Origin of the sequence: Blastomonas fulva (assembly GCF_003431825.1) — a bacterium.
GTDB classification, from domain to species: Bacteria; Pseudomonadota; Alphaproteobacteria; order Sphingomonadales; family Sphingomonadaceae; genus Blastomonas; species Blastomonas fulva.
Genome location: NZ_CP020083.1, coordinates 2619416 through 2641068, shown reverse-complemented (window position 1 = coordinate 2641068; position 21653 = coordinate 2619416). Strand labels below are relative to the sequence as shown.

Here is a 21653-nt window from a genome sequence, read left to right as displayed (position 1 = left end):
TTCAGCGCACTGACAATCTGTTTTTATTCAGTACGTTGTTCGACAGGCCAGTCGGCTTCCCGAGCTTGCCCAAGCCGCCTCAACGCTGGCGATCATCGCGAATCACCTTGCCGCCCTTCATCACGAACCCGATGGTGCGCAGCGCGGCGATGTCGGCGGTGGGGTCGGCATCAAGTGCGACGATGTCGGCATAATAGCCGGCCTTGAGCACACCGACTTCGTTGTCGACGCCCAGCATCCTTGCAGGCTCGATCGTGGCTGCACGCAGCGCCTGTGCGGGTGTCATACCGGCATCGACATAGATCTCCGCCTCGCGCACCGTCGCCGTAGTGCCTTCATTGGGCTCCCAAGGATATTGGTCCGTCCCCAGCGCGATGCTGACGCCTGCGGCAATCGCATCGCGCAGCGACTGGATATGCGCCTTGCCGACCGAATCCACCCGGTCGAGATACCAGGGCGGCGAGCCGATCTTGCGGTAGAATTCCTTGGCGCCGCTCTGCGACACGACGATCGTCGGGATGAACCACACCCCCTTCTGCTTCATCTTCTTGAGCACCGGCGGGGTCAGGAAATAGCCATGCTCGAACGCGTCGATCCCTGCATCGATCGCGACCTCGGACGCGATCGGCGAGCCGGTATGGCCGGTGACCTTGACCCCGTTGCGATGCGCGACCTCGATCGCAGTGGTCAGCTCGGCATCGGTAAAGGGGGATGCCCCGATATCGCCATGCGTGTCGGAAATGCCCCCCGATATGCCCAGCTTGATCCAGGTGGCCCCGGCCCTCACCTGCTCGCGGACGGCGCGCGAGAACTCGGCCGGGCCGTTGACCTCGGTCTTGCCATGCCCGCCGGTGGCGACGATCGAAGATCCTGCTGTGTGGATGCGCGGGCCATCGAACATCCCGGCATCGATCGCGCGCTTGAGCGTGAAATCGACCCCCGCGTCCGATCCGGTCAGGCGGATGGTGGTGACCCCCGAGTGCAGCGACTTCTGCGCGTTGTCGAGCGAGCGCAGCACCATTGAATCGGGGGTTTCGTTGTAGATCCGCGATGCCCCCGGAAGGTTGAGCGCGAGGTGGACATGCATGTTCATCAGCCCGGGGATCAGCCAGCGGCCTTCCATCGGGATCACCCTGGCGCCGGATGGCACGCTGGTCGAAGCGCGCGGCCCGATCGCCTGGATGCGCTCATCCTCGATCACCACCACCGCATCGCGGATCGGCGCCTTGCCGGCGAGATCGACGACCGTGCCGCCGACCAGCGCAATCGTCTCCGCAGAGGCAGGCGAGGCAAGCGTGGCACACAAGGCGGTGAAGGCGAGCAGAGGATATTTCATGGGGCGTCCCTTGTGTGACCGGTTCAGTGCGCGATGGTTTCAGGCGCGGTATCGTTGCGATAGATCACCCCGCCCTTCATCACGAAGTCGAGCGTGCGCAGCGCCGAAATGTCCTTGGTGGGATCGGCTGCGACCGCGACGATATCTGCATATTGGCCGGCGGTGATGCGCCCGACGACCTTGTCGACACCCAGCATCGCCGCCGGACGGATGGTGGCTGCCTGCAGCGCCTGCAGATGCGTCATGCCTGCCTTGTGGTAGAGCTCGGCCTCGGCCACCGTGGCGGTGGTGCCGCCATTGGGCTCGAACGGGAACTGATCAGTCCCCAGCGCGACGTTGACCCCCATGCGGATCGCCTTTTGCAGCACCGCCCAATGGTCCTTGCCGGTCGATGCGACCCGTTCCAGATACCATTCGGGCGAACCGATCTTGCGATAGAACTCATAGGCACCGGGCTGGCTGACCACGATGGTCGGGACCAGCCATGTCCCCTGTTTCTTCATCTCGGTGAGAACCTGATCGTTGAGGTGATAGCCATGCTCGAAGCAGTTCACTCCGAACTTGAGCGCCTGCATCGCCGCCTCGGATGAGCCGTTGTGCGCGGTCACCTTGACGCCGTTGCGATGCGCGACCTCGATGATCGTCGAGAGCTCTGAATCGGTCATCGGCGCGGCGGAGATATCGCCATGGGTGTCCGATATGCCGCCCGAAATCGCGATCTTGATCCAGCTGGCGCCGGCCTTGATCTGCAGCCTCGCCGCCTTGCTCAGCTCGGCGGGGCCGTCGGCCTCGAGCGAGCCATGACCGCCCGTGGGCACGATCAGCTCACCTGCCGATTCGATCCTCGGCCCGATCGCCTGCCCCTTGCCGATGGCGCGCTTGAGCATGAAGTCGAGCCCGCGGTCCTCGGCCGTCAGGCGCACCGTGGTCACCCCGGCGAGCAAAGTGCGGTGCGCGTTCGCCGCCATCCGCAGGATCTGTTCGCCATCCTTCTCGTTCATCAGCTCGGCACCCTCGGCACCGGGTAGCTTCAGCCCGAAATGGACGTGCATGTTCATCAGACCCGGCACCAGCCACTTGGCGTCCATCCGCACGACCTTGGCGGACGGCGGCACCGCGATGCTCGCGGACGGGCCGACGCGCACGATCTTCTCGCCCTCGATCAGCACCACCGCATCGCGGATCGATGCACCGCTGTCGATGTCGACCACCGAGCCGCCGACCAGCGCGGTCATCACGGGCGCATCGGCCCGCGGCTGGGCTGCAACCGGAGTGGCGGCCAGCCCCAGACTTGCGGCAAAGGCAGCCAAGACATGCGGTCGATTCATTTTCGGGACCCTCCATAGGTGTGTGGCGCCAAGCCTGAGGCAATGGCTGTGGAAAACAATGCGCTAGACCGCGCAAATTCATTGCGCCAGACGCAACGTAACGACGATAAGGCTACGCCAAAGACAACGACATGCCTTGCAAATGCCCGGATTACCGCGCTTTTGGCTCTTTCACGGGGTTTTGCACCCTCCCGCCTCTCCGGCTTGCATTATTGCGCTGGTGCGACACGATCAGCAACAAGCGAAAAGCAACTCGGGGACCCGCCATGCACAGTCCGTCTTTCCAACTCTCGCGCCGGACGCTGATCGGCGCGATGGCCGCCAGCACGCTGACGCCGCTGCCCGCTATGGCGCAGGGTTCGTCCGCGTCCCAGGCGTTGCGCGCGTTGCTCGAACGCAGCGAGGCCGCCGATGCCGCGCTCAACCCGCTGCGCGCCGCGCGCACGGGCAAGAGCGCAGGCGCGTTGTTCGTCGATCCGCTGGGCGATGATTACGCCAAGGCGTTGCGCGCCAACAAAGTGGTTGCGCTGGCCGATCTCAAGGCGATCGATCGCACCGGCCTGCCCGCAGCCGATCGCATCGCATATGACGTGTTCGACTATCAGACCCGGCAGACGCTGACCCTGTTCGACAGCGGACTGTTCGAGGTCCAGCGCATGGCGCCGCTCAACCCCTCGTTCGGGCTGCACATCGAGTTCCCCGATTTCCTCTCGAGCGGGGCCGCGCCCTTTGCGACACCTGCGGATTACGACGCGGCGCTGGTGAGGATCGATGGCTTTGTCGGGTACATGGACAGCACGATCGCCCGGCTGAAGCAGGGCCGCGCCCAGGGCTATCTGCAGCCCAAGGTGATCGTCGCCAACGTGCTGGCGCAGGTCGATGCGATGCTGAAGCTGCCGGTGGAGCAGAGCCCGTTCTGGACGGGCATTACCCGCATGCCCGACAGCATTGCAGCCGACGAGCGCAAGCGGATCACCGCGACGTTCCGCGCGGCGGTGGAAGGCAAGGTCTACCCCGCCTATCGCAGCTGGGCGACCTATCTGCGCGACACCTATCTGCCCGATGCGCCCGAAGCGCCGGGGCTGTGGGCGATGAAGGGCGGCGATGCGCTTTATGCCTGGGATCTGGCGCGGCATACCACGACCACGCGCTCGGCCGACGACATCCACCAGCTCGGCCTTTCCGAAGTCGCGCGCATCCGTGCGGAGATGGAGGCGGTGCGCGCCAAGGTCGGCTTCGACGGCGACCTCAAGGCATTCTTCGAGCATGTCCGCACCGACCCGCGCTATTACTGCAAGACGCCGGAAGAGCTGCTCGGCCGGTTCAAGGCGATCGAGGAGCGGATCTGGCCGGCGATCCCGCGGCTGTTCCACGCAAGGCCCAAGGCGCCGTTCGAGGTCCGCCCGCTGCCCGCACTGGGCGACCAGCGCGGCACCGGCTATTACCGCGTCGGCCCGCCCGATGGCGTGTCGCCAGGAATCCTGTTCTTCAACATGTCGATGCTGGGCACCCGGCCGATCCCGACGCTCGAGACGCTGACGTTGCACGAGGGCATTCCGGGCCACCATTTCCAGCTGACGCTCGCGGCCGAGAATGCCGACCTGCCGCCGCTGCTGCGCCACGGCCAGGCGACCGCCTATACCGAAGGCTGGGGGCTGTATGCCGAATCGCTGGGGTCGGAGCTCGGCATGTTCACCGATCCGATGCAGCTGTTCGGACATCTGGACATGGAAATGCTGCGCGCGGTGCGGCTGGTGGTCGATACCGGCATCCATGCCAAGCGCTGGGGTCGGCAGCAGGCGATCGATTATATGCTCGCCAGCACCTCGATGGCACCGCGCGACGTGGTGGTCGAGATCGACCGCTATATCGCCTATCCCGGCCAGGCTTGTTCGTACAAGATCGGCGAGCTGAAATTCCGCGAACTGCGCACTGCCGCCGCCAAGGCGCTGGGCCCGCGCTTCGATATCCGCGACTATCACCATCAGGTTCTCTCCACCGGCGCGCTGCCGATGGACGTGCTCGACGCGAAGATCCGCAGCTGGATCACCGCGGGCGGCGGAAAGGCCTGAGCATGGCGCCTGCTTCCCCGGCGGTTTCACGCCGCCATCGCTGGCTGCTGCTGATCCCGTTCCTCTGGCAGATCGGCGGCATTCCGCTGGTCAACGACATCGCCTGGCGACCGTTCTCGCTGCCCTTCCCGATGGTGTGGCAAATGGCGGGGATCGTGATCACGTCGCTGGTCATCGCCTTCATCTTCTCGATCGACAGCAAGCACCCCGAGTTCGAGGGCCCGGATGATGACACCCCGGCCACGGGAGAAGCCGCATGATCCTCGCGCTGACCTTGGCGGTGGTGCTGGGAACGATGGCGGGCGCGCTGCTTTCGGCGCGGCGGCATGCCAAGGCCAAGACGCTGGCCGACTGGGCAGTAGGCGGGCGCCGCTTTGGCGTGCTGGTGTTCTGGTTCCTGAACGCGGGCGAGATCTACACGACCTTTGCTGTGCTGGGCATATCGGGCTTCGCCTGGGCGCATGGAGCGCCGGCCTATCTTGCGCTGACCTCGGTCTCGCTGTCGGCGACCATCGGCTATTGGCTGATGCCCAACATCTGGAACGCTGGCCGCAGGTTTGCCCTGGTGACCCAGGCGGATTTCTTTGCCAGCCATTACAACGCAACCTGGCTCGGCGTGGTCGTCGGCATCGCCGGGATCGCCGCGCTGGTCGTCTATGTCCAGATCCAGATCGTCGCGCTCAGCCTGATCGTGCGCCTCACTTTGGGGCCAGAGGTCTCGACCATCGCAGCAGCGTTGATCGCCGCGGTGGTGATGCTGGCCTTCGTCTATTTCGCAGGCCTGAGATCCGCTGCGTTTGCCGCCGGGGTCAAGGACGTGCTGATGGTGGTGATCGTGATTTCCCTGTGCATTACCGTTGCCTCAAAGGTCGGTGCCACCTCGATGCTCGATGTCTACCGCCTGGCGCAGGATCAGTATCCCGGCATCGGCCGATTGCCCGGATTGCAGCCCGAGGCCGGTCTCTCGACCATCTGGCTGATGACCGCCGCGCTCAATGTTGCGCTGGGCAACTGGATTTTGCCGCACCTGTTTCAATTGTGTTTTTCCGCCGGGACAGAGGCAACCATCCGGCGCAACGCGATCTGGCAGCCGCTGTATTCCCTGTCCTATTTCTTCATCATCCTGCTGGGGCTGGCCGCGCTGCTTGCAGGCACCCAGCCCGAGGGCGGCGATACCAATGCGGTGCTGCTGCAGTTCGTGTCGGACCGGTACCCGCCCTGGGCGATCGGCATCTTTGCGGGCACCGCGTGCCTGCTCGCGCTGGTTCCGGGATCGGTGCTGCTGCTCACCGCGGGATCGATTTTCAGCCGCAACATCCTGCTGCCGATGATGCCAAGCCTGTCCGACCGCGCCTCGCTGCTCGCCTCGCGGATGTCGATGATCGTGTTTGCCGCGATCGCGGTGTGGCTCACTTTGGGGGGGTCGCGATCACTGGTCGAGATCGGACTATCAGCGTATGCCGCGATCGGCATGCTCGCGCCGGGTGTGTATTTCGCCTTCCTCTGGCCGCGCGTGCATGCCTGGGGCGTGCTGGCGGGGATCGTGGTCGGCTATGCCGCGCTGCTGTTGCCGCAGGCACAGACGCTGTGGAGTGCGCTGCTGCCCGAATGGGATCATGGGCTGGTGGCGATGGCCATCAACGCTGTGGTGACCGCAGCCGTCTGCCTTGTCTGGCCGCGACGCGTAGCGCTTGCAGCGCAGCCTGCCTGAGCCGAAATCTTGGCATCAGCTCCAGCTCTTCAGCCGCGTCTCCAGCACCCCCATCAACCGCGCGGGCGCGCCCTCGAGCTGGCGGCCCAGCCGGTGGATCAGGCTCACCGTGCTGTGCTCGATGGCGTCGTCGAGCAACGGCCGCGCGACCAGACTGCCTTCGTCGAGCTCGGCCAGCGCGGAAATTCGCGGCAGCACGGTCAGCGCGCGCCCGGCCTTGGCGATCTCGCGCATCATCTGGATCGATGTGGTGACCAACCGCGGCTCAAGCCACACCTGCGCGCGCTTTTCGGCGTGGTTCAAGGTGCTGCGGATGCGGAACCCCTGCGGCGGCAGGCACAGATCGAAGCGGCCGAGATCGGCGATGGTCAGCGCCTCCATCGCAGCCGCAGGATGATTGGGCGCGCACAGCACCATCAGCGGTTGTTCCACCGTGCTGCGCGTGCGGATCTTGGGTTCGCTCGTCGTGTGCAGAATCATGCCGATATGCGCCTCGTCGTCGAGCACCATGCGGATGATCTCGGAGCTGGCACAGCTGGTGACGGTGATCGATATCCCCGGATTGCGCCGCTGGAAGCTCTCGATCAGCGCGGTGAACGAGGGTCCGAAGAACCCCTCGCCGATCGCCAGATCAATCCGTCCGGACTTGACCTCGCGCAGTTCCTGGATGCGGTTGAGCAGCGCCTCCCGGTCGGCCATCTGGTTCTTGTGATAATCGAACGCCAGCTGCCCCGCCTCGGTCAGCCGGATCGAGCGACGGCCACGCTCGATCAGCGCGATACCCATCTCGCTTTCCAGCTGCGCGATCTGGCGGCTGATCGATGAGGTGGCGACCCCGATCTTGTCGCTCGCCAGACGCATCGAGCCGAGGTTTGCGGCCTCGTAAAAATAGTGCAGCGCATTGTCCCACATTCTCGCAGTTCCTTGGCAACCGTTGCAAATCTGGAACTCAAAATGCCATTCGTTGCGATAAACGCAACCATTTTCGTATTTTGATGTCCTTGCTGCCAAGGCAGCTTGGCCTATCGGGGTGCTATGCTGTATGTCCGGAACAGGGGAGCCGAATTGATGAACAAAAGATCGCGCGCCAGTTGGCAGGGATATATCCCGGCGATCACCACACCGTTCGATGTGGATCGCAATCTCGATCTCTCCGCGTTGGGCACGCTGCTCGAATGGCTCCACAGTGAAGGGATGCACGGGCTCCTCATCGCCGGGACGACCGGCGAATGGCCCAGCATGTCGCCCGAGGAATGCAAGACGCTGTTCTCGGCGGCAGGCAACCAGCTCGGCGGCAAGCTGCCGCTGCTCGCCGGGTGCACCGCGTTCACCGCCGAGCGAGTGCTGGACCTCGCCGATCACGCCGCAGATAGCGGCTTTGACGGCATCGTGGTGACACCACCGCCGTATTACCGGCCGCTTCCCGACGAGATCTTCGGCTTCTATCGCGACATTTCGGCACGGAGCCGGCTGCCGATCTGCGTGTACAACTGGCCCCCGGGCACCGGCATCGACATGCCGCTCGACCTGCTCAAGCGCATCGCCGGGCTCGACAATGTCGTCGCGATCAAGCAATCTACCAGCGACCTGCGCAAGTTCCTCGACACCTTCTTCGCGCTCAAGGACGAATTGCGCATCTTCGGCCATGCGATGGACGAGCATGGTCTGGCGCTGCTCGAATCGCGCGGCGGCGACGGCACGATGGGCGCCGGCGGCGTGCTGGGGCGGATCCATGCCGATTTCTACAATCATCTGTGGGCAGGCGATATTGCCGCTGCGCGCGAGTGCGGCCGCAAGGACCGGCTGATCCTCGATGCGTGGTACACGCCCGAACTGGTCGGGCGGTTCGGGTCCGGGCCTGCCATCCTCAAGGCTGCGCTCAACGTCCAGGGCCTCCCCGGCGGCTATGTCCGCCCGCCGCTGCAGGACGTATCCGCGCAGGATGTCGAACGAATCCGGGAGACATTGGCCACGCTCGGGCGCATCTAGGATCGATGGAGCGGGCGGACGTAGCAATCATCGGAGGCGGGCTGGTCGGCTGTGCGACGGCCTGGCAGCTCGCGCGCAAGGGCGCCTCGGTGGTGCTGGTCGAGGCCGGTGACATCAATGCGGGCGCCTCGGGCCAGAACGCCGGGTCGCTGCATTTCCAGATTGAGCGCCGCTTTCTCGAAAACGGCGACGCCCTTGCCGAGCAGGGCGCGCAGATCGTCGCGCTCAGCCGCCACGCGGTCATCGACTGGCGGACGATCGAGCAGGAGCTTGGTGCCGATCTGCATGTCGCGATGCACGGCGGGCTGATGGTCGCCGAAACCGCCGAACAGGTCGCGCTGCTCGAGACCAAGGCCGCGCGCGAAAGCCGTGAGGGTTTGGCGGTGCGCACGCTGGATGGCGACGAGGCGCGCGCGATCGCCCCCTATCTCTCGCCCGGCATTCTGGCGGCGAACTTCTCGGCCGATGAGGGGCATGCCGATCCGCGTGCGATCACGCCCGCGCTCGCCGAAGCGATCAAGCGCGAAGGGGCCACGGTTCGCACGGGTACCCGCGTCCAGACGATCGCGCGCGAGGGCGGAAGGTTCGTCATCCGAGGCCACGGGCTTGCCCTGTCCGCCGACCAGCTGCTGGTGGCGGCAGGCGCGTGGAGCGCGGATATCTGCGCGCTGATCAACATTCACATGCCGATCTATCCGGTGGCGCTGCTGATGAACGCCACCGAGCGCGTTCCACCGATGGTGCCGCATCTGGTGCAGCATGTCGGGCGCCGGCTGTCGCTCAAGCAGACACACGCGGGCAATCTGCTGATCGGTGGCGGCTGGCCCTCGCGGCTCGCGCAGACCAGCAACGGCGGGTTCGACCTTTCGGCCAGGGCACAGATGATCCCGGAGTCGCTGATCGGCAATCTGCTGGCGGCGCGCGACGTGGTGCCAGGCGTCACCCGGCTCAACCTGATCCGCAGCTGGACCGGGGTCACCGCTATCACATCCGACCAGCTGCCGATCGTCGGCCCGGTGCCGCGCATGCCCGGGTTGTGGGTCGCGGCAGGGGGATCGGCGTTCACGCTCGGTCTCACCTTTGCGCGGCTGATGGCCGATGCGATGATGGGAGGAGACGCAGACGAGCTGTCGCTGCTTTCTCCGGCAAGGTTCGAGCATTTGAACGGATTCATGGGATGAGCGCCGAGCGGATCACGCAGGATGTCGAGCGCGGCGAGCCGATCGCGATCCTGGTCGACGGCCAGCCGGTCGCGTGCTTTGCCGGCGAGACGGTGGCGACCGCAATGCTCGCGGGCGGGCTCGATGCCTTCCGCACCGACCAGCGTGGCCGCCCGCGCGGGCTGCTGTGCAACATGGGCAGCTGCTACGAATGCCTGGTGACCGATCTCGCCACCGGCCGCCGGGTGCGCGCCTGCCTTGCGCCTGCAGCAGACGGCATGGAGGTCTCCACCCGTGGCTGACCGGATCGAATGCGATGTGGCGATCATCGGCGGAGGACCTGCGGGCCAGGCCGCTGCGTTGGCGCTCGCCGGACGCAGCCTTTCGCTTGTCGTTATCGATGAACAACCCCGGCCGGGCGGGCAAATCCTGCGCCAGCCCCCTGCCCGCATTGCGGTGCGCGGCTGGCTTCAGGAACGCAGCTACCGGCCGCTCAAGCAGCTGCTCGAAAGGTTCCAGGCGCTGGATGGCGTCCAGTGGCTGGGCGGGCATTCGGTGATCGGGCTGCAGAGCGGATCGATCATCGCCATGGGCCCCGATGGCGCCACAACCGTCGCCGCACGGCACATCCTGATCGCTGCGGGATGCCACGACCTGGCCGTGCCGCTTCCCGGCTGGACGTTGCCCGGTGTCTCTGCGGCGGGCGGCATCCAGGCGTTCATCAAGGGACAGCAATTGCTGGTGGGCAAGCGCGTCCTGCTCGCCGGAACGCATCCGCTGCAGTTGATCATCGCCGCGCAGATCGTCGCTGCGGGAGGATCGGTCGCAGCTGTGCTGTTCGCGCAACCGCGCAGCGCGATGATCGCGGCGCTCGCCCGCCATCCGGCAGCAGCCCTGCGCCGCGCCCCCGATCTGCTGGCGACCGCAGGCGCGGTGAAGACGCTGGCGCGGGCGGGAACGCCGGTCCGCTACGGAACCTCGCTCGAGGCGCTGACCGGCACCGATCGCGTCTCGGGGGCGCAGACCAGCGGCGGGGCGATCGACTGCGACGCGGTCGGGCTGTGCTATGGCTTCGTGCCGCAATCTGCGTTGCCGCGCATGGCGGGCGCGCAGATGGCAGCAGCGGGTCCGGCGGGAGGCTGGGCGTGCAAGCACGACGATTTCATGCGCACAACGGTGCCGGGCCTTTTTGCGGCGGGAGAAACCACCGGCGTTGCGGGCGCCGCAGCCGCAGCTGCCGGAGGTGCGCTGGCCGGGATCGGCATCGCGCTCGATCTGGGGCTGATCTCGCCTGACGCTGCCGAAACCGCTGCACGCCAGCTGCGCCGCGACCTCGCCCAGCATCGCGCCTTCGCCGCGCTGCTCGATGATGTTGCCGATCCCACCGCATATCTTCCCGCACCGTCGGCCGACACGATCATCTGCCGCTGCGAGGATGTCGATCAGGCCTCCATCGCCGTCCAACTGGCTCACTGCCAGTCCGCCAACGCGATCAAGCTTGCCACCCGCTGCGGCATGGGCGCGTGCCAGGGGCGCAATTGCGAGCCCAGCTTGCTCAGGATGATCGCCGCTGCCGGGGGACCCGCGCAGGCGGGCTTCACCGCACGCTTTCCGGCGCGCCCGGTGGCGATCGCCGACCTGTTGCCGCCGCAATGACCCGGGGTCGCGATCATTGCGTTGCCGGCAACGACTTTTCCGTGTTCATTGCGTTGCAGGCGCGCACCTTGCGCCGCAATATGGGCCCTCGCAACATGGGGACACGCGCATGACACCAGCACCCGAAAAGCCTGTATTCCTCTCGGTTGACCACATCTCGTGGACCGTCCCGGATCTGGAGGCGGCGCTGGCCTTCTACCGCGACGTCATCGGCGCGGAGGAGCTGTTCCGGATGGGCCCGCTTGATGCCGCCGATATGCCGGTCGATGACCAGGGCATCGACTGGATGGCGAGCCATGTCGGGGTGCCCGGTGCGCGGATGACGCTGGTGATGATGAAGCTCACCGACAACATGAACTTTCAGCTGGTCCAATATGACAAGCCCGACGATCGCCGCACCGACCTGCCGCGCAACTGCGATCGCGGCGGGCATCATCTCGGGCTCAAGGTCGATGATGTCGACAAGGCGCTCGCCTATCTGACCGCTTATGGCTGCACCCCGCTCGAGATCATCCACATCGATGCCGGGCCGCTGGCGGGCAAGAAGAATGTCTATGTGCTCGATCCGTTCGGGCACCAGCTCGAGATCGTCGACTGACACCCGCACCTAAGGAACAGCGCATGACCAACACCAAGATCAACCCCGCCGGAATGTACGACGCTGTCGGCTATGGCTTTTCGCACGCGTCGATCCATTCAGGAGGCCGCACGGTGCACCTTGCCGGACAGGTCGCCTGGGACAAGGACTGCAACTTGGTCGGCGGCGATGATCTTGCCGCGCAGACGCGTCAGGCGCTGGCAAATCTCAAGCAGGTGCTTGCCGAGGTCGGCGCGACGCCAGCGCACATCGTTCGCCTGCGCACCTATATCGTCGGGCATAGCCCCGACAAGCTGGGCCCGGTTCTGGGCGAAGTGGGCGCATTCTATGACGGCGCCACCCCCGCGCCCAACACCGTCATCGGGGTTCAGGCCCTCGCCCTGCCGGACTTTCTGATCGAGATCGAGGCTACTGCGGTCATCGACTGACCGCAGTGCCAGGAGTCAGCGCAGACCCTTGATCTCGTCGTCGCGCCCGGTCATTTCCCAGCGGATCAGCGAGATCGGGATCGATCCTGCCGCGCGGAAGCGGTCGTGGAACGACTTGATGTCGAACGCCTCGCCTTTCTGCATCGCGACATCGGCGAGCAGCTTTTCGAGCTCGACCTTGCCCATATAGTAGCCAATGCCATAGCCCGGCTGGCGCAGGTACAATTCGATATCGAACTGCGCCACGGCATCGCCGGGCTTCATCCATTTGGGCGTGCGCGCGATCAGCGATTCATTGGCCTGCTGCCAGGTCCATTCATTGGCCTGCATCCGGATTTCGGGAATGATCCGCGCCGCGCGCTTGGCGCCCAGGATATAATCGATCTCGCGCGTCTTGGGCCTGTCCTCGAGCATCCCGGCCTGCAGGATCATCTCTTCCATGTAGAACGCCCAGCCTTCATTGCGCAGGCCGTTGACGAAGAACAGCCGCGGCTTTCCACGCACCGGGCGCGTATCGCGCGCGGCCTGGAGCGAATCGAACATATGCCCGGGAAGGTTGTGCGCGCGCAGCGGCAGCCCGTCGCGGAACTCGGCCTGGAAGAAGAAATGGAGGTTGAGCGGCGGGTCGAACAACCCGGGCTTGGAAGGGTCGCGATCGAACGGGAACTGATATGGCCCCTCTTCGGGATCATGCTCGACATAATCGGGGATGGTGACCCAGTCGCCGTCGCGCAGCAGCTTGAGCAGATGCTCGTCCTCGGCCTTGCGCTTGGCATCGAACGCAGCGCGCGTGGTGACGGGATCGGGCATCGGAATCGCCCGGTTGCGGTGCTCCTCGATCTTGAGGAAGGTGAGCTGCCGCTGATATTCGCGCTCGCCGATGGTCTCGACCTGCTCGGGCGTGTACGGCAGCAGCAGCACGTTCTTGAGATACCAGGCATAGTTGTCCTTGCCCACGCCACCATGCGCGGGAAGCCCGGCTTCGATCGATTCGAGCCACGCCTTGAAGTCTGCGGCGGCGGCCTGGGCGCGTTTTGCGGGCTCGACCAGTTCGGGCTGCAGCTTGGCAGCAGACGCCGCCAGCTCGCCGAAGACGTTCATCTCGACCCGCTTCTGCACGATCGCCAACCGCGCGAGATCGCCGCGCGCGTCGGTAAGGCTGGCGCGTGCCTGGCGCAGCGCGCCGGGTACCGCATCGAGCTTGGCCGCCAGCGCCTTGGCCTTGTCGGCAGCGAGCGGAAGCTGGGGAATACCGAAAGCACCGTGCATCTTGGGCCCGAAGCCCAGATTGGTGACGCTGTAGAAGCCAGGGTCGCGCTTCCACGGCTGCATCACGCGGTGCTGGAATTCCAGGCCCCGCATCTCGGCGAGGACCACCATGTAATCGACGCGTTCGCTGACCGGCCAGCGGCTGTCGTCGATCGCCTTCAACCGCGCCTGAAAGCTGCGCAGCCCTTCATATTGCCGCGCCATTGCAGCGGGCGAGTAATCGGGCAGGCCATCGACCATCTCGGGTGCGACAAAGGCGCGGAACTCGTCGTACAGCGCCACCAGATCGGCATGGCTGGCGGACGCAGGCGCAGCTTGCGCCACGGCCGGAAGAGACCCCGCCGTCGCAACCATCGGGAGAGCCAGCAAGGCCGCCATCACACGCATCTTGAGTTTCATCATCTTTCTCCCTGTCGTGACGGCCTGATCGATCGTATCCGTTATAGCGCGTTGAAGAAACGGCTGAGCCGCTCCATCGCCTCGGTCACCCGCGCTTCGGATTCCGATCCGAAGCACACCCGCAAATGGCCCTCCCCGGCAGGACCGTAAAAGCTCCCCGCCTCGACGACGACATGCGCCTCTTTCAGGATCGCCATGGCAATGTCCTGCGAGCTGCGCCCGGTGCCGCTGATGTCGGGAAAGGCATAGATCGTGGCTTCGGGCGCGGCGCAGGTGACACCCGGCATCTGGTTGAGCGCCTGGACGACGATGTCGCGCTTGCGCCGATCGGCCTCGACCATCGCCAGCATCGCATCCTGCGGCCCTTCGACCGCGGCGCGTGCGCCTTCCTGCACGAACACGTTTACGTGGGTCACGTCGGTCATCGCAATGGTGAGGATCGCGGGCATGAGCTTTGCATCGGCGGTGACATAGCCGACGCGCCAGCCATCCATCGAATAGGCCTTGGTGAAAGCAAAGCAGGTGATCGTCCGCTCGCGCATGCCGGGCAGGCTGGCGATGCTGATGTGCTGCGCCTGATCGTAGGTGATGTATTCATAGACCTCGTCCGACAGCACCAGCAGGTCATGCTCGATCGCCAGATCGGCCACGTTCTGCAGCTCGTCGCGGGTATAGACCCTGCCCGTGGGATTGGCGGGGTTGATCAGCACGATCATCCGCGTGCGATCGGTGATCTTCTCGGCGATCTTTTCCTTCGAGATGGCAAAGTTGTTCGCCTTGTCGAGCCCGGCGATCACCACCTTGCCGCCGGCCAGCTCGGTCTTGCCGATGTGCTGCGGATAATACGGATCGAGCAGGATCACCTCGTCGCCCGGATCGATCGCCGCCATGAACGCCGCGAACGAGGCGTGGGTGAGGCCATTGGTGACCAGCACCTCGTCAACGCCGTAATCCAGCTTGTTGAAATCGCGCAGTTTCTTAACCAGCGCCTGGCGGAACGACAGCGTCCCGCGGAAATCGCCATAATGCACGATGCCCGCATCGAGCGCGGCCTTGGTCGCCTGCTTGATGTGATCGGGGGTATCGGCGTGCGGCCGTCCGAACTCCAGATGGATCAGGTCCACCCCCTGCGCATCGAGCTTCGAGGCCTCGTCATACATGCCGAAGCTCTTCTTGGATCCCGACGTCAGGCGTTGTGCTGGCCACTTCATAATCTGTTCTCCGGTGATTCCCATACACGTGAATAATTGTGTGATATACGATATTTCAAGCTTAAAATTTTAGGCTTGAAGCAATTTGCTGCCCGTCATAGGATCACGCCCATCGAGTCTGGACTGGAAAGGGTAGCGCGATGAAGATCGGATGCGTCGGCGGAGGGCCTGCTGGGCTGTATTTCGCGATATCGATGAAACTGCACAATCCCGATCATGTCATCGATGTGTACGAGCGCAACCGTCCGCATGACACCTTTGGCTGGGGCGTCGTCTTTTCCGACCAGACGGTCGACAATCTGATGGCAAACGACCCGGTCAGCGGCGCGACCATCCGCGACGAGTTCACCCATTGGGACGACATCGACGTCCACATCCATGGCGAGTGTATCCGCTCCAGCGGCCATGGCTTTATCGGCATCGGCCGCAAACGCCTGCTCGCGATCCTCCAGCAGCGCGCGCGCGATCTGGGCATCGGCCTGCACTTCGAGCACGAGGCGAGCACCGACCCTGCAGACTGGGCCGAGTTCGACCTCGTCATCGCCGCCGACGGCGCCAATAGCCGCATCCGCACCGCGCATGTCGAGCACTTCGACGTCGACATCCAGGTCAAGAAGAACAAGTTCTTCTGGTTCGGCACCGCCAAGCAGTTCGACGCCTTCACCTTCGCTTTCGAGAAGACCGAGGCGGGCTGGGTCTGGGCGCATGCCTATCGCTTCGACGACCAGCTTTCGACCTTTATCGTCGAGATGGCGCCCGAGACCTGGACCGGTCTTGGCCTCGACACGATGGATCAGCCCGAGGCGATTGCGCTGTGCGAAAAGCTGTTCGCCAAGCACCTGGACGGCAACGCGCTGATGTCCAACGCCACCCATCTGCCCGGACCGCAGGCGTGGCTCAACTTCCGCCGGATCATCACCGGCCAGTGGTCGTACGACAAGTTCGTGCTGCTGGGCGATGCGGCGCACACCGCGCATTTCTCGATCGGATCGGGTACCAAGCTGGCGCTCGAGGACGCGATCAAGCTTGCCGAAGTGCTCAACCGCCCCGGACTGTCGCGCGCCGATGCGCTGGCGGAATATCAGGCCGAACGCAGCATCGAGGTGCTCAAGCTGCAGAACAGCGCGCGCAACTCGACCGAATGGTTCGAGACGCTCGACCGCTATCTGCCGTTCGCGCCGATCCAGTTCACCTATTCGCTGCTCACCCGCTCGCAGCGGGTCAGCCACGAAAATCTGCGGCTGCGCGATCAGGCCTGGCTGGAGGGCGTCGAGCGCTGGTTCCAGACGCAGGCGCCGGGCGGCCGCGACACCGGCGCGCCGCCGATGTTCGCGCCGTTCCGCTTGCGCGAACTCGAGCTTGCCAACCGCATCGTGGTCTCGCCCATGGCGATGTACAGCGCCACCGACGGCACGCCGGGCGACTTCCATTTCGTGCATTATGGCACCCGTGCGCAGGGCGGCGCGGGGCTGGTCTATACCGAGATGACCTGCGTCTCGCCTGAGGGCCGCATCACGCCGGGCTGCCCCGGAATGTACACACCCGAGCATGTCGCCGGTTGGAAGCGGATCACCGACTTCGTCCACCACAACAGCAAGGCCAAGATGTGCCTGCAACTGGGCCATTCGGGCGCCAAGGGATCGACCAAGCTCGGCTGGGAGGGAATGGACGAGCCGCTCGACAGCGGCAACTGGCCGCTGATCGCCGCATCCGACGTTCCCTGGAGCGACGCCAACCAGACCCCTCGCCCGATGACGCGTGCCGACATGGACATAGTGCGCGACCAGTTCGTCGCCGCCACCCGGATGGCGATCGATGCCGGGTTCGACATGGTCGAAATGCACGCCGCGCATGGCTATCTGCTCTCCAGCTTCATCACCCCGATGCAGAACCGGCGCACTGACGAATATGGCGGCAGCCTCGAGAACCGGCTGCGCTTCCCGCTCGAGGTGTTCGCCGCGATGCGCGCGGCATGGCCCTCGCACAAACCGATGTCGGTTCGCATCTCGGCAACCGACTGGATGGGCGACCAGGGCGTCACCCCCGAGGAAGCGGTGCGCATCGCGCAGGCGTTCCACGAGGCAGGCGCGGACCTGATCGACGTGTCGGCAGGCCAGACCTGGGCCGACTGCCAGCCGGTCTATGGCCGCATGTTCCAGACCCCGTTTGCCGACCAGGTGCGCAACGAGGCGCGCGTCTCGACCATGGCGGTGGGCAATATCTACGAGACCGACCACGTTAATTCGATCCTCGCGGCGGGCCGTGCAGACCTTGTCGCCTTGGGCCGTCCGCACATGATCGATCCGATGTGGACCTTGCGCGCGGCGGCGCAGCATGGCTATCGCGGTGTCGTCGTTCCGCCCGCTTATCTGAGCGGCATGGGGCAGCTCGCGCGCAACATGCAGCGCGCGGCGGAGCAGGAAGCGGCACTGAGAGGCTGATATGCGGCTGGAGGGACTTCACGCGGTCGTCACCGGGGGCGGCTCGGGCATCGGCGCCGCCATCGCGCAGGCGCTGGCGCGCGAAGGTGCGCGGCTGACACTCGTCGGGCGGCGGCGCGAGGCGCTGGACGCCATTGCCGCCACTCTGCCCGGCGCCTGTATCGCGCAGGCCGACGTCACCGACCGGGCTGCGGTCGATGCGGCCTTCGCATCCGCCCGCGCCGCGCATGGCCCTATCGCCATCCTCGTCAACAACGCCGGCATCGCGCCCAGCGCACCTTTCGCCAAGGTCACGGCTGAAGCCTGGCGCCAGACGATGGCGGTCAATCTCGACGCGTTGTTCCACTGCTGTCAGGCGGCGCTCCCCGACCTGATCGCAGCTCCATCGGGCCGGATTGTCACCGTCGCATCGACCGCCGGGGTCAAGGGCTATGGCTACACCGCGCCCTATGTCGCCTCCAAGCATGGCGCGATCGGCCTGATGCGCGCGCTTGCCACCGAATTTGCGCACACCGGCCTCACCGCCAACGCGGTGTGCCCGGGCTTTACCGATACCGACATCGTCGGCGATGCCATCGCCAACATCCAGGCCAAGACCGGACGCAGCGCGGATGAGGCGCGCGCGCAGCTCACCCGGTTCAATCCGCAGGGCCGGTTGATCGACCCGGCCGAGGTCGCAGAGGCGGCATTGTGGCTGTGCCTGCCCGCCAGCCGATCGGTCACGGGCCAGGCAATCATGGTCGCCGGTGGAGAAGTGATGTGACAGGCGCGAGCGCAATCCGCGAAAAGCATGACGGCGAGATGGTCGATCGCAGCAATGTCCGGCTGTGGCTGCGGCTGCTGACCTGCACCACGGTGATCGAAAAGCGGCTCAAGCGACGCTTTGCCGACCAGTACGGCATCACCCTGCCCCGTTTCGACGTGATGGCGGCGCTTGATCGCAACCCAGCCGGGATGACGATGGGACAGCTGTCGCAGGAGCTTCTGGTCTCGAACGGCAATGTCACCGGCGTCGTCCAGACGCTGGCGCGCGACAACTACATCAGCATCGCCCCCTCGCCCACCGATGGCCGCGCCTCGATCGTGCGGCTGACCCAGCTCGGCCGCGAATGCTTTTCAGGGATCGCCGAGGCGCATCACGAATGGATCGACATGATGCTTGAGGGGCTGACCCGCGACCAGCGCGCCGCGCTGTACGATCTGCTCGGCGCACTCAAGATCTCGCTGGCCGACGACAAAGGAAAGGAACAGCCATGAACCCCGAGAGCTTTTCGCCTGAGCATTTCAGCTGGCATTTCGCCGATGGCGTCGGGACGGTCACGCTGAACCGCCCCGACCGCAAGAACCCGCTGACCTTTGAAAGCTACGCCGAGCTGCGCGATACCTTCCGCGCGCTGGTCTATGCCACCGACGTCAAGGCGATCATCGTCACCGGCGCGGGCGGCAATTTCTCCTCGGGTGGCGATGTCCATGAGATCATCGGCCCGCTGACCAAGATGGCAATGCCCGAGCTGCTCGCGTTTACCCGGATGACCGGCGATCTGGTCAAGGCGATGCGCGCCTGCCCACAGCCGATCATTGCTGCGATCGACGGCATCTGCGTCGGTGCAGGCGCGATCATGGCGATGGCATCGGACCTGCGGCTGGCCACCCCTGCCACCAAGACCGCGTTCCTGTTCACCCGCGTCGGGCTGGCCGGGTGCGACATGGGTGCATGCGCGATCCTGCCACGGATCATCGGCCAGGGCCGCGCATCCGACCTGCTCTACACCGGGCGGATGATGAGCGCCGAGGAAGGCGAGCGCTGGGGCTTTCACAACCGGCTGGTTGCAGCCGAAGACCTGATCGGCGAGGCGACCAAGCTGGCGCGCTCGATCGCCGCCGGCCCAACCTTTGCGCACGGCATCACCAAGACCCAGCTCGGCATCGAGTGGGCGGTGTCGGTCGAAACCGCAATCGAGATGGAAGCGCAAGCCCAGGCGATCTGCATGGCGACCAACGATTTCCGCCGCGCCTTCGAGGCCTTTGCCGACAAACGCACTCCAGAGTTCAAAGGTGATTGATGGCAGACCGCAGCTTTCTTGACTGGCCGTTCCTTGATGACAGCCATCGCAGCCTGGGCATGGAGCTCGATGCCTGGTGTGCGGCGAACCTTTCCGACGACCACCCGCACGATATCGACGCGGCGTGCCGCGATCTGGTTGCGGCGCTGGGCGCGGCAGGCTGGCTGCGCTATTGCGTCCCGGCTGCCTATGGCGGGGTGCACGAGCAGCTCGACATCCGCTCGCTGGCGCTGATCCGCGAGACGCTGGCGCGCTATTCGGGTCTGGCCGATTTCGCCTTCGCGATGCAGGGCTTGGGTTCGGGGACGATCAGCCTGCTCGGCACCGAAGACCAGAAGCGGCGCTATCTTCCCGACGTCGCTGCCGGTCGCAAGATTGCAGCCTTCGCGCTGACCGAGCCCGAATCCGGATCGGACGTCGCCTCGATGCAAACGACCGCGCGGCGTACCGCCAGCGGCTATGTGATCGACGGTGCCAAGACGTATATCTCCAACGGCGGCATCGCGGACTATTACGTGCTGTTCGCTCGCACCGGCGAGGCACCGGGTGCCAAGGGCGTATCGGCGTTCATCGTCGATGCGGATACCGCAGGACTTGCGGTGACCGAAAGGATCGAGGTCATCGCCCCGCACCCGCTCGCAACGCTGACCTTCACCGACATGGAGCTGCCCGAAACCGCGCTGCTGGGCGAATCGGGCCGGGGCTTTGCCGCTGCGATGGCAACGCTCGATATCTTCCGCACGACCGTGGGCGCAGCGGCGCTGGGCTTTGCCCGCCGCGCGCTCGACGAGGCGACCGCGCGGGTCAAGGTGCGCAAGCTTGGCGCAGGGACTCTCGCCGACAATGCGATCACTCAGTCCAAGCTCGCCGAGATGGTGCTCGATGTCGATACATCGGCGCTATTGATCTATCGCGCCGGATGGCTGCGCGACGTGATGGGGCAGCGCAACACCCGCGAGGCGGCGCTCGCCAAGCTGCACGCCACCGACAGCGCGCAGCAGGTGATCGACAAGGCGGTGCAGATGTTCGGCGGCATGGGCGTCACTGTCGGCGCGCCGGTCGAGGCGCTGTACCGAGAGGTTCGCGCGCTCAGGATCTATGAAGGCGCCTCCGAAGTGCAGAAGGTCGTCATCGCCCGCCAGCATCTCGCGCAAAGCGCGAACTGATGTTCCGCACCACCCTGCCATTGCGCTTTGCGCACTGCGACCCTGCGGGCATTGCCTATTATCCGCGCTATTTCGAGCTGTGCGATGCCGCAATCGAGGACTGGACCGCAGCGGTTCTGGGCATCACCCGGCGCGAGATGCACGTCGACCGCGGGCTCGGCCTGCCGACAGTCACGCTGACGGCAGACTTCGCGGTCCCCAGCCACTTGGGCGACATGCTCGATTTCACCGTCAACGTCACCCGTGTGGGACGCAGTTCGGTCGACCTCAATGTCGATATCGATTGCGCATGCGAGCGCCGCTTTTCGGTGCGCTACACCCAGGTGCTGACCGACCTGGCCGAGGGCACATCGCGCCCGTGGCCGCCTGAATTGCACGAACGCTTGATCAAGGAAAGCGCATGACCGCTCATCAGACCCTGTTGCCCCCCGGCTGGCCCAGGCCGCGCGGCTATGCGAACGGCGTGGCCGCCACCGGGCGGCTGGTGTTCACCGCCGGCGTGGTCGCCTTCGATGCCGACGAGCGCATCGTCGGGGACGATCTGGCCAGCCAGTTCCGTCAGGTGCTGGTCAACACCCTTGCGGTTCTCGCCGAAGCCGGGGCTGGTCCCGAGCACATCGTACGGATGACCTGGTATGTCACCAGCCGCGACGAGTATATCGCCAGCCTTCCCGCCATCGGCGCGGCCTATCGCGAGCTGATCGGCAGGAACTTCCCGGCGATGGCGGTGGTTCAGGTTGCCGGCCTGGTCGAGGCTGACGCCAGGGTCGAGATTGAAACCACCGCGGTCGTTCCCCCCGCCAGCGCGTAATCCTAAGGACAGTGT

21 protein-coding genes are annotated in these 21653 nt (G+C 65.3%); 16 read left to right on the top strand and 5 right to left on the bottom strand.

What is annotated here, in order from left to right; translation table 11 throughout:
- Window positions 1-79 precede the first annotated feature (79 nt).
- Together B5J99_RS12550 and B5J99_RS12545 are read right to left on the bottom strand one after the other, a co-directional pair.
- Window positions 80-1336, bottom strand: coding sequence for an amidohydrolase family protein (locus B5J99_RS12550; protein WP_117352561.1), 1257 nt, complete (start codon window positions 1334-1336; stop codon window positions 80-82).
- 23 nt (window positions 1337-1359) lie between these two features.
- Entirely contained in the window at window positions 1360-2664 is a 1305-nt protein-coding gene (locus B5J99_RS12545; protein ID WP_117352560.1) for an amidohydrolase family protein, read from the bottom strand.
- A 266-nt stretch (window positions 2665-2930) separates the two neighbouring features.
- On the opposite strand from B5J99_RS12545, the gene B5J99_RS12540 reads away from it, so the two are divergent.
- Genes B5J99_RS12540 through B5J99_RS12530 form a run of 3 tightly spaced genes read left to right on the top strand, consistent with a single transcriptional unit; the run spans window position 2931 to window position 6447 of the window.
- On the top strand, window positions 2931-4736 hold the full coding sequence (locus B5J99_RS12540) for a DUF885 domain-containing protein (protein ID WP_117352559.1): 1806 nt from the start codon (window positions 2931-2933) through the stop codon (window positions 4734-4736).
- Between the two features lie 2 nt (window positions 4737-4738).
- The gene (locus B5J99_RS12535) at window positions 4739-4996 is read left to right on the top strand and encodes a DUF3311 domain-containing protein (protein ID WP_054133081.1); all 258 of its coding nucleotides are present in this window, start codon (window positions 4739-4741) and stop codon (window positions 4994-4996) included.
- Complete coding sequence (locus tag B5J99_RS12530) at window positions 4993-6447, top strand: sodium:solute symporter family protein (RefSeq protein WP_117352558.1); 1455 nt, start codon at window positions 4993-4995, stop codon at window positions 6445-6447. The genes B5J99_RS12535 and B5J99_RS12530 overlap by 4 nt, the downstream gene beginning before the upstream one ends.
- 15 nt (window positions 6448-6462) lie before the next feature.
- Here the strand turns inward: B5J99_RS12530 and B5J99_RS12525 are convergent, their stop codons facing one another.
- Window positions 6463-7359, bottom strand: a complete 897-nt coding sequence (locus tag B5J99_RS12525) for a LysR family transcriptional regulator (protein ID WP_054133083.1) — start codon at window positions 7357-7359, stop codon at window positions 6463-6465.
- Window positions 7360-7515: 156 nt separating this feature from the next.
- Between B5J99_RS12525 and B5J99_RS12520 the strand changes: the two genes are divergently transcribed.
- The 6 genes from B5J99_RS12520 (at window position 7516) to B5J99_RS12495 (ending at window position 12278) form a co-directional block, all read left to right on the top strand.
- Window positions 7516-8436 carry a dihydrodipicolinate synthase family protein gene (locus tag B5J99_RS12520; protein ID WP_054133242.1) on the top strand — a complete coding sequence of 307 codons (921 nt, stop codon included), beginning with the start codon at window positions 7516-7518 and terminating at the stop codon, window positions 8434-8436.
- Window positions 8437-8441: 5 nt separating this feature from the next.
- On the top strand, window positions 8442-9617 hold the full coding sequence (locus B5J99_RS12515; RefSeq protein WP_117352557.1) for an NAD(P)/FAD-dependent oxidoreductase: 1176 nt from the start codon (window positions 8442-8444) through the stop codon (window positions 9615-9617).
- Entirely contained in the window at window positions 9614-9898 is a 285-nt protein-coding gene (locus tag B5J99_RS12510) for a (2Fe-2S)-binding protein (protein WP_054133085.1), read from the top strand. Before B5J99_RS12515 ends, B5J99_RS12510 begins: the two co-directional genes overlap by 4 nt.
- The gene (locus B5J99_RS12505) at window positions 9891-11252 is read left to right on the top strand and encodes an FAD/NAD(P)-dependent oxidoreductase (RefSeq protein ID WP_162892590.1); all 1362 of its coding nucleotides are present in this window, start codon (window positions 9891-9893) and stop codon (window positions 11250-11252) included. Before B5J99_RS12510 ends, B5J99_RS12505 begins: the two co-directional genes overlap by 8 nt.
- 109 nt (window positions 11253-11361) lie before the next feature.
- Entirely contained in the window at window positions 11362-11850 is a 489-nt protein-coding gene (locus B5J99_RS12500) for a VOC family protein (RefSeq protein ID WP_069049760.1), read from the top strand.
- A gap of 23 nt (window positions 11851-11873) precedes the next feature.
- Complete coding sequence (locus tag B5J99_RS12495; RefSeq protein WP_117352555.1) at window positions 11874-12278, top strand: RidA family protein; 405 nt, start codon at window positions 11874-11876, stop codon at window positions 12276-12278.
- Window positions 12279-12293: 15 nt separating this feature from the next.
- Here the strand turns inward: B5J99_RS12495 and B5J99_RS12490 are convergent, their stop codons facing one another.
- On the bottom strand, window positions 12294-13949 hold the full coding sequence (locus B5J99_RS12490) for a DUF885 family protein (RefSeq protein WP_117352554.1): 1656 nt from the start codon (window positions 13947-13949) through the stop codon (window positions 12294-12296).
- 38 nt (window positions 13950-13987) lie between these two features.
- Window positions 13988-15157, bottom strand: coding sequence for a pyridoxal phosphate-dependent aminotransferase (locus tag B5J99_RS12485; RefSeq protein WP_117353488.1), 1170 nt, complete (start codon window positions 15155-15157; stop codon window positions 13988-13990).
- A 140-nt stretch (window positions 15158-15297) separates the two neighbouring features.
- On the opposite strand from B5J99_RS12485, the gene B5J99_RS12480 reads away from it, so the two are divergent.
- The 7 genes from B5J99_RS12480 to B5J99_RS12450 are packed head-to-tail and all read left to right on the top strand — an operon-like array spanning window position 15298 to window position 21638.
- Window positions 15298-17598, top strand: a complete 2301-nt coding sequence (locus B5J99_RS12480; protein ID WP_117352553.1) for a bifunctional salicylyl-CoA 5-hydroxylase/oxidoreductase — start codon at window positions 15298-15300, stop codon at window positions 17596-17598.
- Window position 17599: 1 nt separating this feature from the next.
- On the top strand, window positions 17600-18361 hold the full coding sequence (locus B5J99_RS12475) for an SDR family NAD(P)-dependent oxidoreductase (RefSeq protein WP_117352552.1): 762 nt from the start codon (window positions 17600-17602) through the stop codon (window positions 18359-18361).
- Complete coding sequence (locus B5J99_RS12470; protein ID WP_231683600.1) at window positions 18358-18855, top strand: MarR family winged helix-turn-helix transcriptional regulator; 498 nt, start codon at window positions 18358-18360, stop codon at window positions 18853-18855. The genes B5J99_RS12475 and B5J99_RS12470 overlap by 4 nt, the downstream gene beginning before the upstream one ends.
- Window positions 18852-19661 (top strand): enoyl-CoA hydratase family protein, encoded by an 810-nt coding sequence (locus B5J99_RS12465; protein ID WP_117352551.1) that lies wholly within the window; start codon window positions 18852-18854, stop codon window positions 19659-19661. Before B5J99_RS12470 ends, B5J99_RS12465 begins: the two co-directional genes overlap by 4 nt.
- The gene (locus B5J99_RS12460; protein ID WP_117352550.1) at window positions 19661-20827 is read left to right on the top strand and encodes an acyl-CoA dehydrogenase family protein; all 1167 of its coding nucleotides are present in this window, start codon (window positions 19661-19663) and stop codon (window positions 20825-20827) included. The genes B5J99_RS12465 and B5J99_RS12460 overlap by 1 nt, the downstream gene beginning before the upstream one ends.
- Window positions 20827-21231 (top strand): acyl-CoA thioesterase, encoded by a 405-nt coding sequence (locus B5J99_RS12455; RefSeq protein WP_117352549.1) that lies wholly within the window; start codon window positions 20827-20829, stop codon window positions 21229-21231. Before B5J99_RS12460 ends, B5J99_RS12455 begins: the two co-directional genes overlap by 1 nt.
- Window positions 21228-21638 (top strand): RidA family protein, encoded by a 411-nt coding sequence (locus B5J99_RS12450; protein ID WP_069049754.1) that lies wholly within the window; start codon window positions 21228-21230, stop codon window positions 21636-21638. The genes B5J99_RS12455 and B5J99_RS12450 overlap by 4 nt, the downstream gene beginning before the upstream one ends.
- Window positions 21639-21653 lie beyond the last annotated feature (15 nt).

What these genes read in the sequence shown, in the direction of transcription:
- B5J99_RS12550 (WP_117352561.1), bottom strand. Translation starts at nt 1,336, where the DNA reads ATGAAATATCCTCTGCTCGCCTTCACCGCCTTGTGTGCCACGCTTGCC.
- B5J99_RS12545 (WP_117352560.1), bottom strand. Translation starts at nt 2,664, where the DNA reads ATGAATCGACCGCATGTCTTGGCTGCCTTTGCCGCAAGTCTGGGGCTG.
- B5J99_RS12540 (WP_117352559.1), top strand. Translation starts at nt 2,931, where the DNA reads ATGCACAGTCCGTCTTTCCAACTCTCGCGCCGGACGCTGATCGGCGCG.
- B5J99_RS12535 (WP_054133081.1), top strand. Translation starts at nt 4,739, where the DNA reads ATGGCGCCTGCTTCCCCGGCGGTTTCACGCCGCCATCGCTGGCTGCTG.
- B5J99_RS12530 (WP_117352558.1), top strand. Translation starts at nt 4,993, where the DNA reads ATGATCCTCGCGCTGACCTTGGCGGTGGTGCTGGGAACGATGGCGGGC.
- B5J99_RS12525 (WP_054133083.1), bottom strand. Translation starts at nt 7,359, where the DNA reads ATGTGGGACAATGCGCTGCACTATTTTTACGAGGCCGCAAACCTCGGC.
- B5J99_RS12520 (WP_054133242.1), top strand. Translation starts at nt 7,516, where the DNA reads ATGAACAAAAGATCGCGCGCCAGTTGGCAGGGATATATCCCGGCGATC.
- B5J99_RS12515 (WP_117352557.1), top strand. Translation starts at nt 8,442, where the DNA reads ATGGAGCGGGCGGACGTAGCAATCATCGGAGGCGGGCTGGTCGGCTGT.
- B5J99_RS12510 (WP_054133085.1), top strand. Translation starts at nt 9,614, where the DNA reads ATGAGCGCCGAGCGGATCACGCAGGATGTCGAGCGCGGCGAGCCGATC.
- B5J99_RS12500 (WP_069049760.1), top strand. Translation starts at nt 11,362, where the DNA reads ATGACACCAGCACCCGAAAAGCCTGTATTCCTCTCGGTTGACCACATC.
- B5J99_RS12495 (WP_117352555.1), top strand. Translation starts at nt 11,874, where the DNA reads ATGACCAACACCAAGATCAACCCCGCCGGAATGTACGACGCTGTCGGC.
- B5J99_RS12490 (WP_117352554.1), bottom strand. Translation starts at nt 13,949, where the DNA reads ATGATGAAACTCAAGATGCGTGTGATGGCGGCCTTGCTGGCTCTCCCG.
- B5J99_RS12485 (WP_117353488.1), bottom strand. Translation starts at nt 15,157, where the DNA reads ATGAAGTGGCCAGCACAACGCCTGACGTCGGGATCCAAGAAGAGCTTC.
- B5J99_RS12480 (WP_117352553.1), top strand. Translation starts at nt 15,298, where the DNA reads ATGAAGATCGGATGCGTCGGCGGAGGGCCTGCTGGGCTGTATTTCGCG.
- B5J99_RS12475 (WP_117352552.1), top strand. Translation starts at nt 17,600, where the DNA reads ATGCGGCTGGAGGGACTTCACGCGGTCGTCACCGGGGGCGGCTCGGGC.
- B5J99_RS12465 (WP_117352551.1), top strand. Translation starts at nt 18,852, where the DNA reads ATGAACCCCGAGAGCTTTTCGCCTGAGCATTTCAGCTGGCATTTCGCC.
- B5J99_RS12460 (WP_117352550.1), top strand. Translation starts at nt 19,661, where the DNA reads ATGGCAGACCGCAGCTTTCTTGACTGGCCGTTCCTTGATGACAGCCAT.
- B5J99_RS12455 (WP_117352549.1), top strand. Translation starts at nt 20,827, where the DNA reads ATGTTCCGCACCACCCTGCCATTGCGCTTTGCGCACTGCGACCCTGCG.
- B5J99_RS12450 (WP_069049754.1), top strand. Translation starts at nt 21,228, where the DNA reads ATGACCGCTCATCAGACCCTGTTGCCCCCCGGCTGGCCCAGGCCGCGC.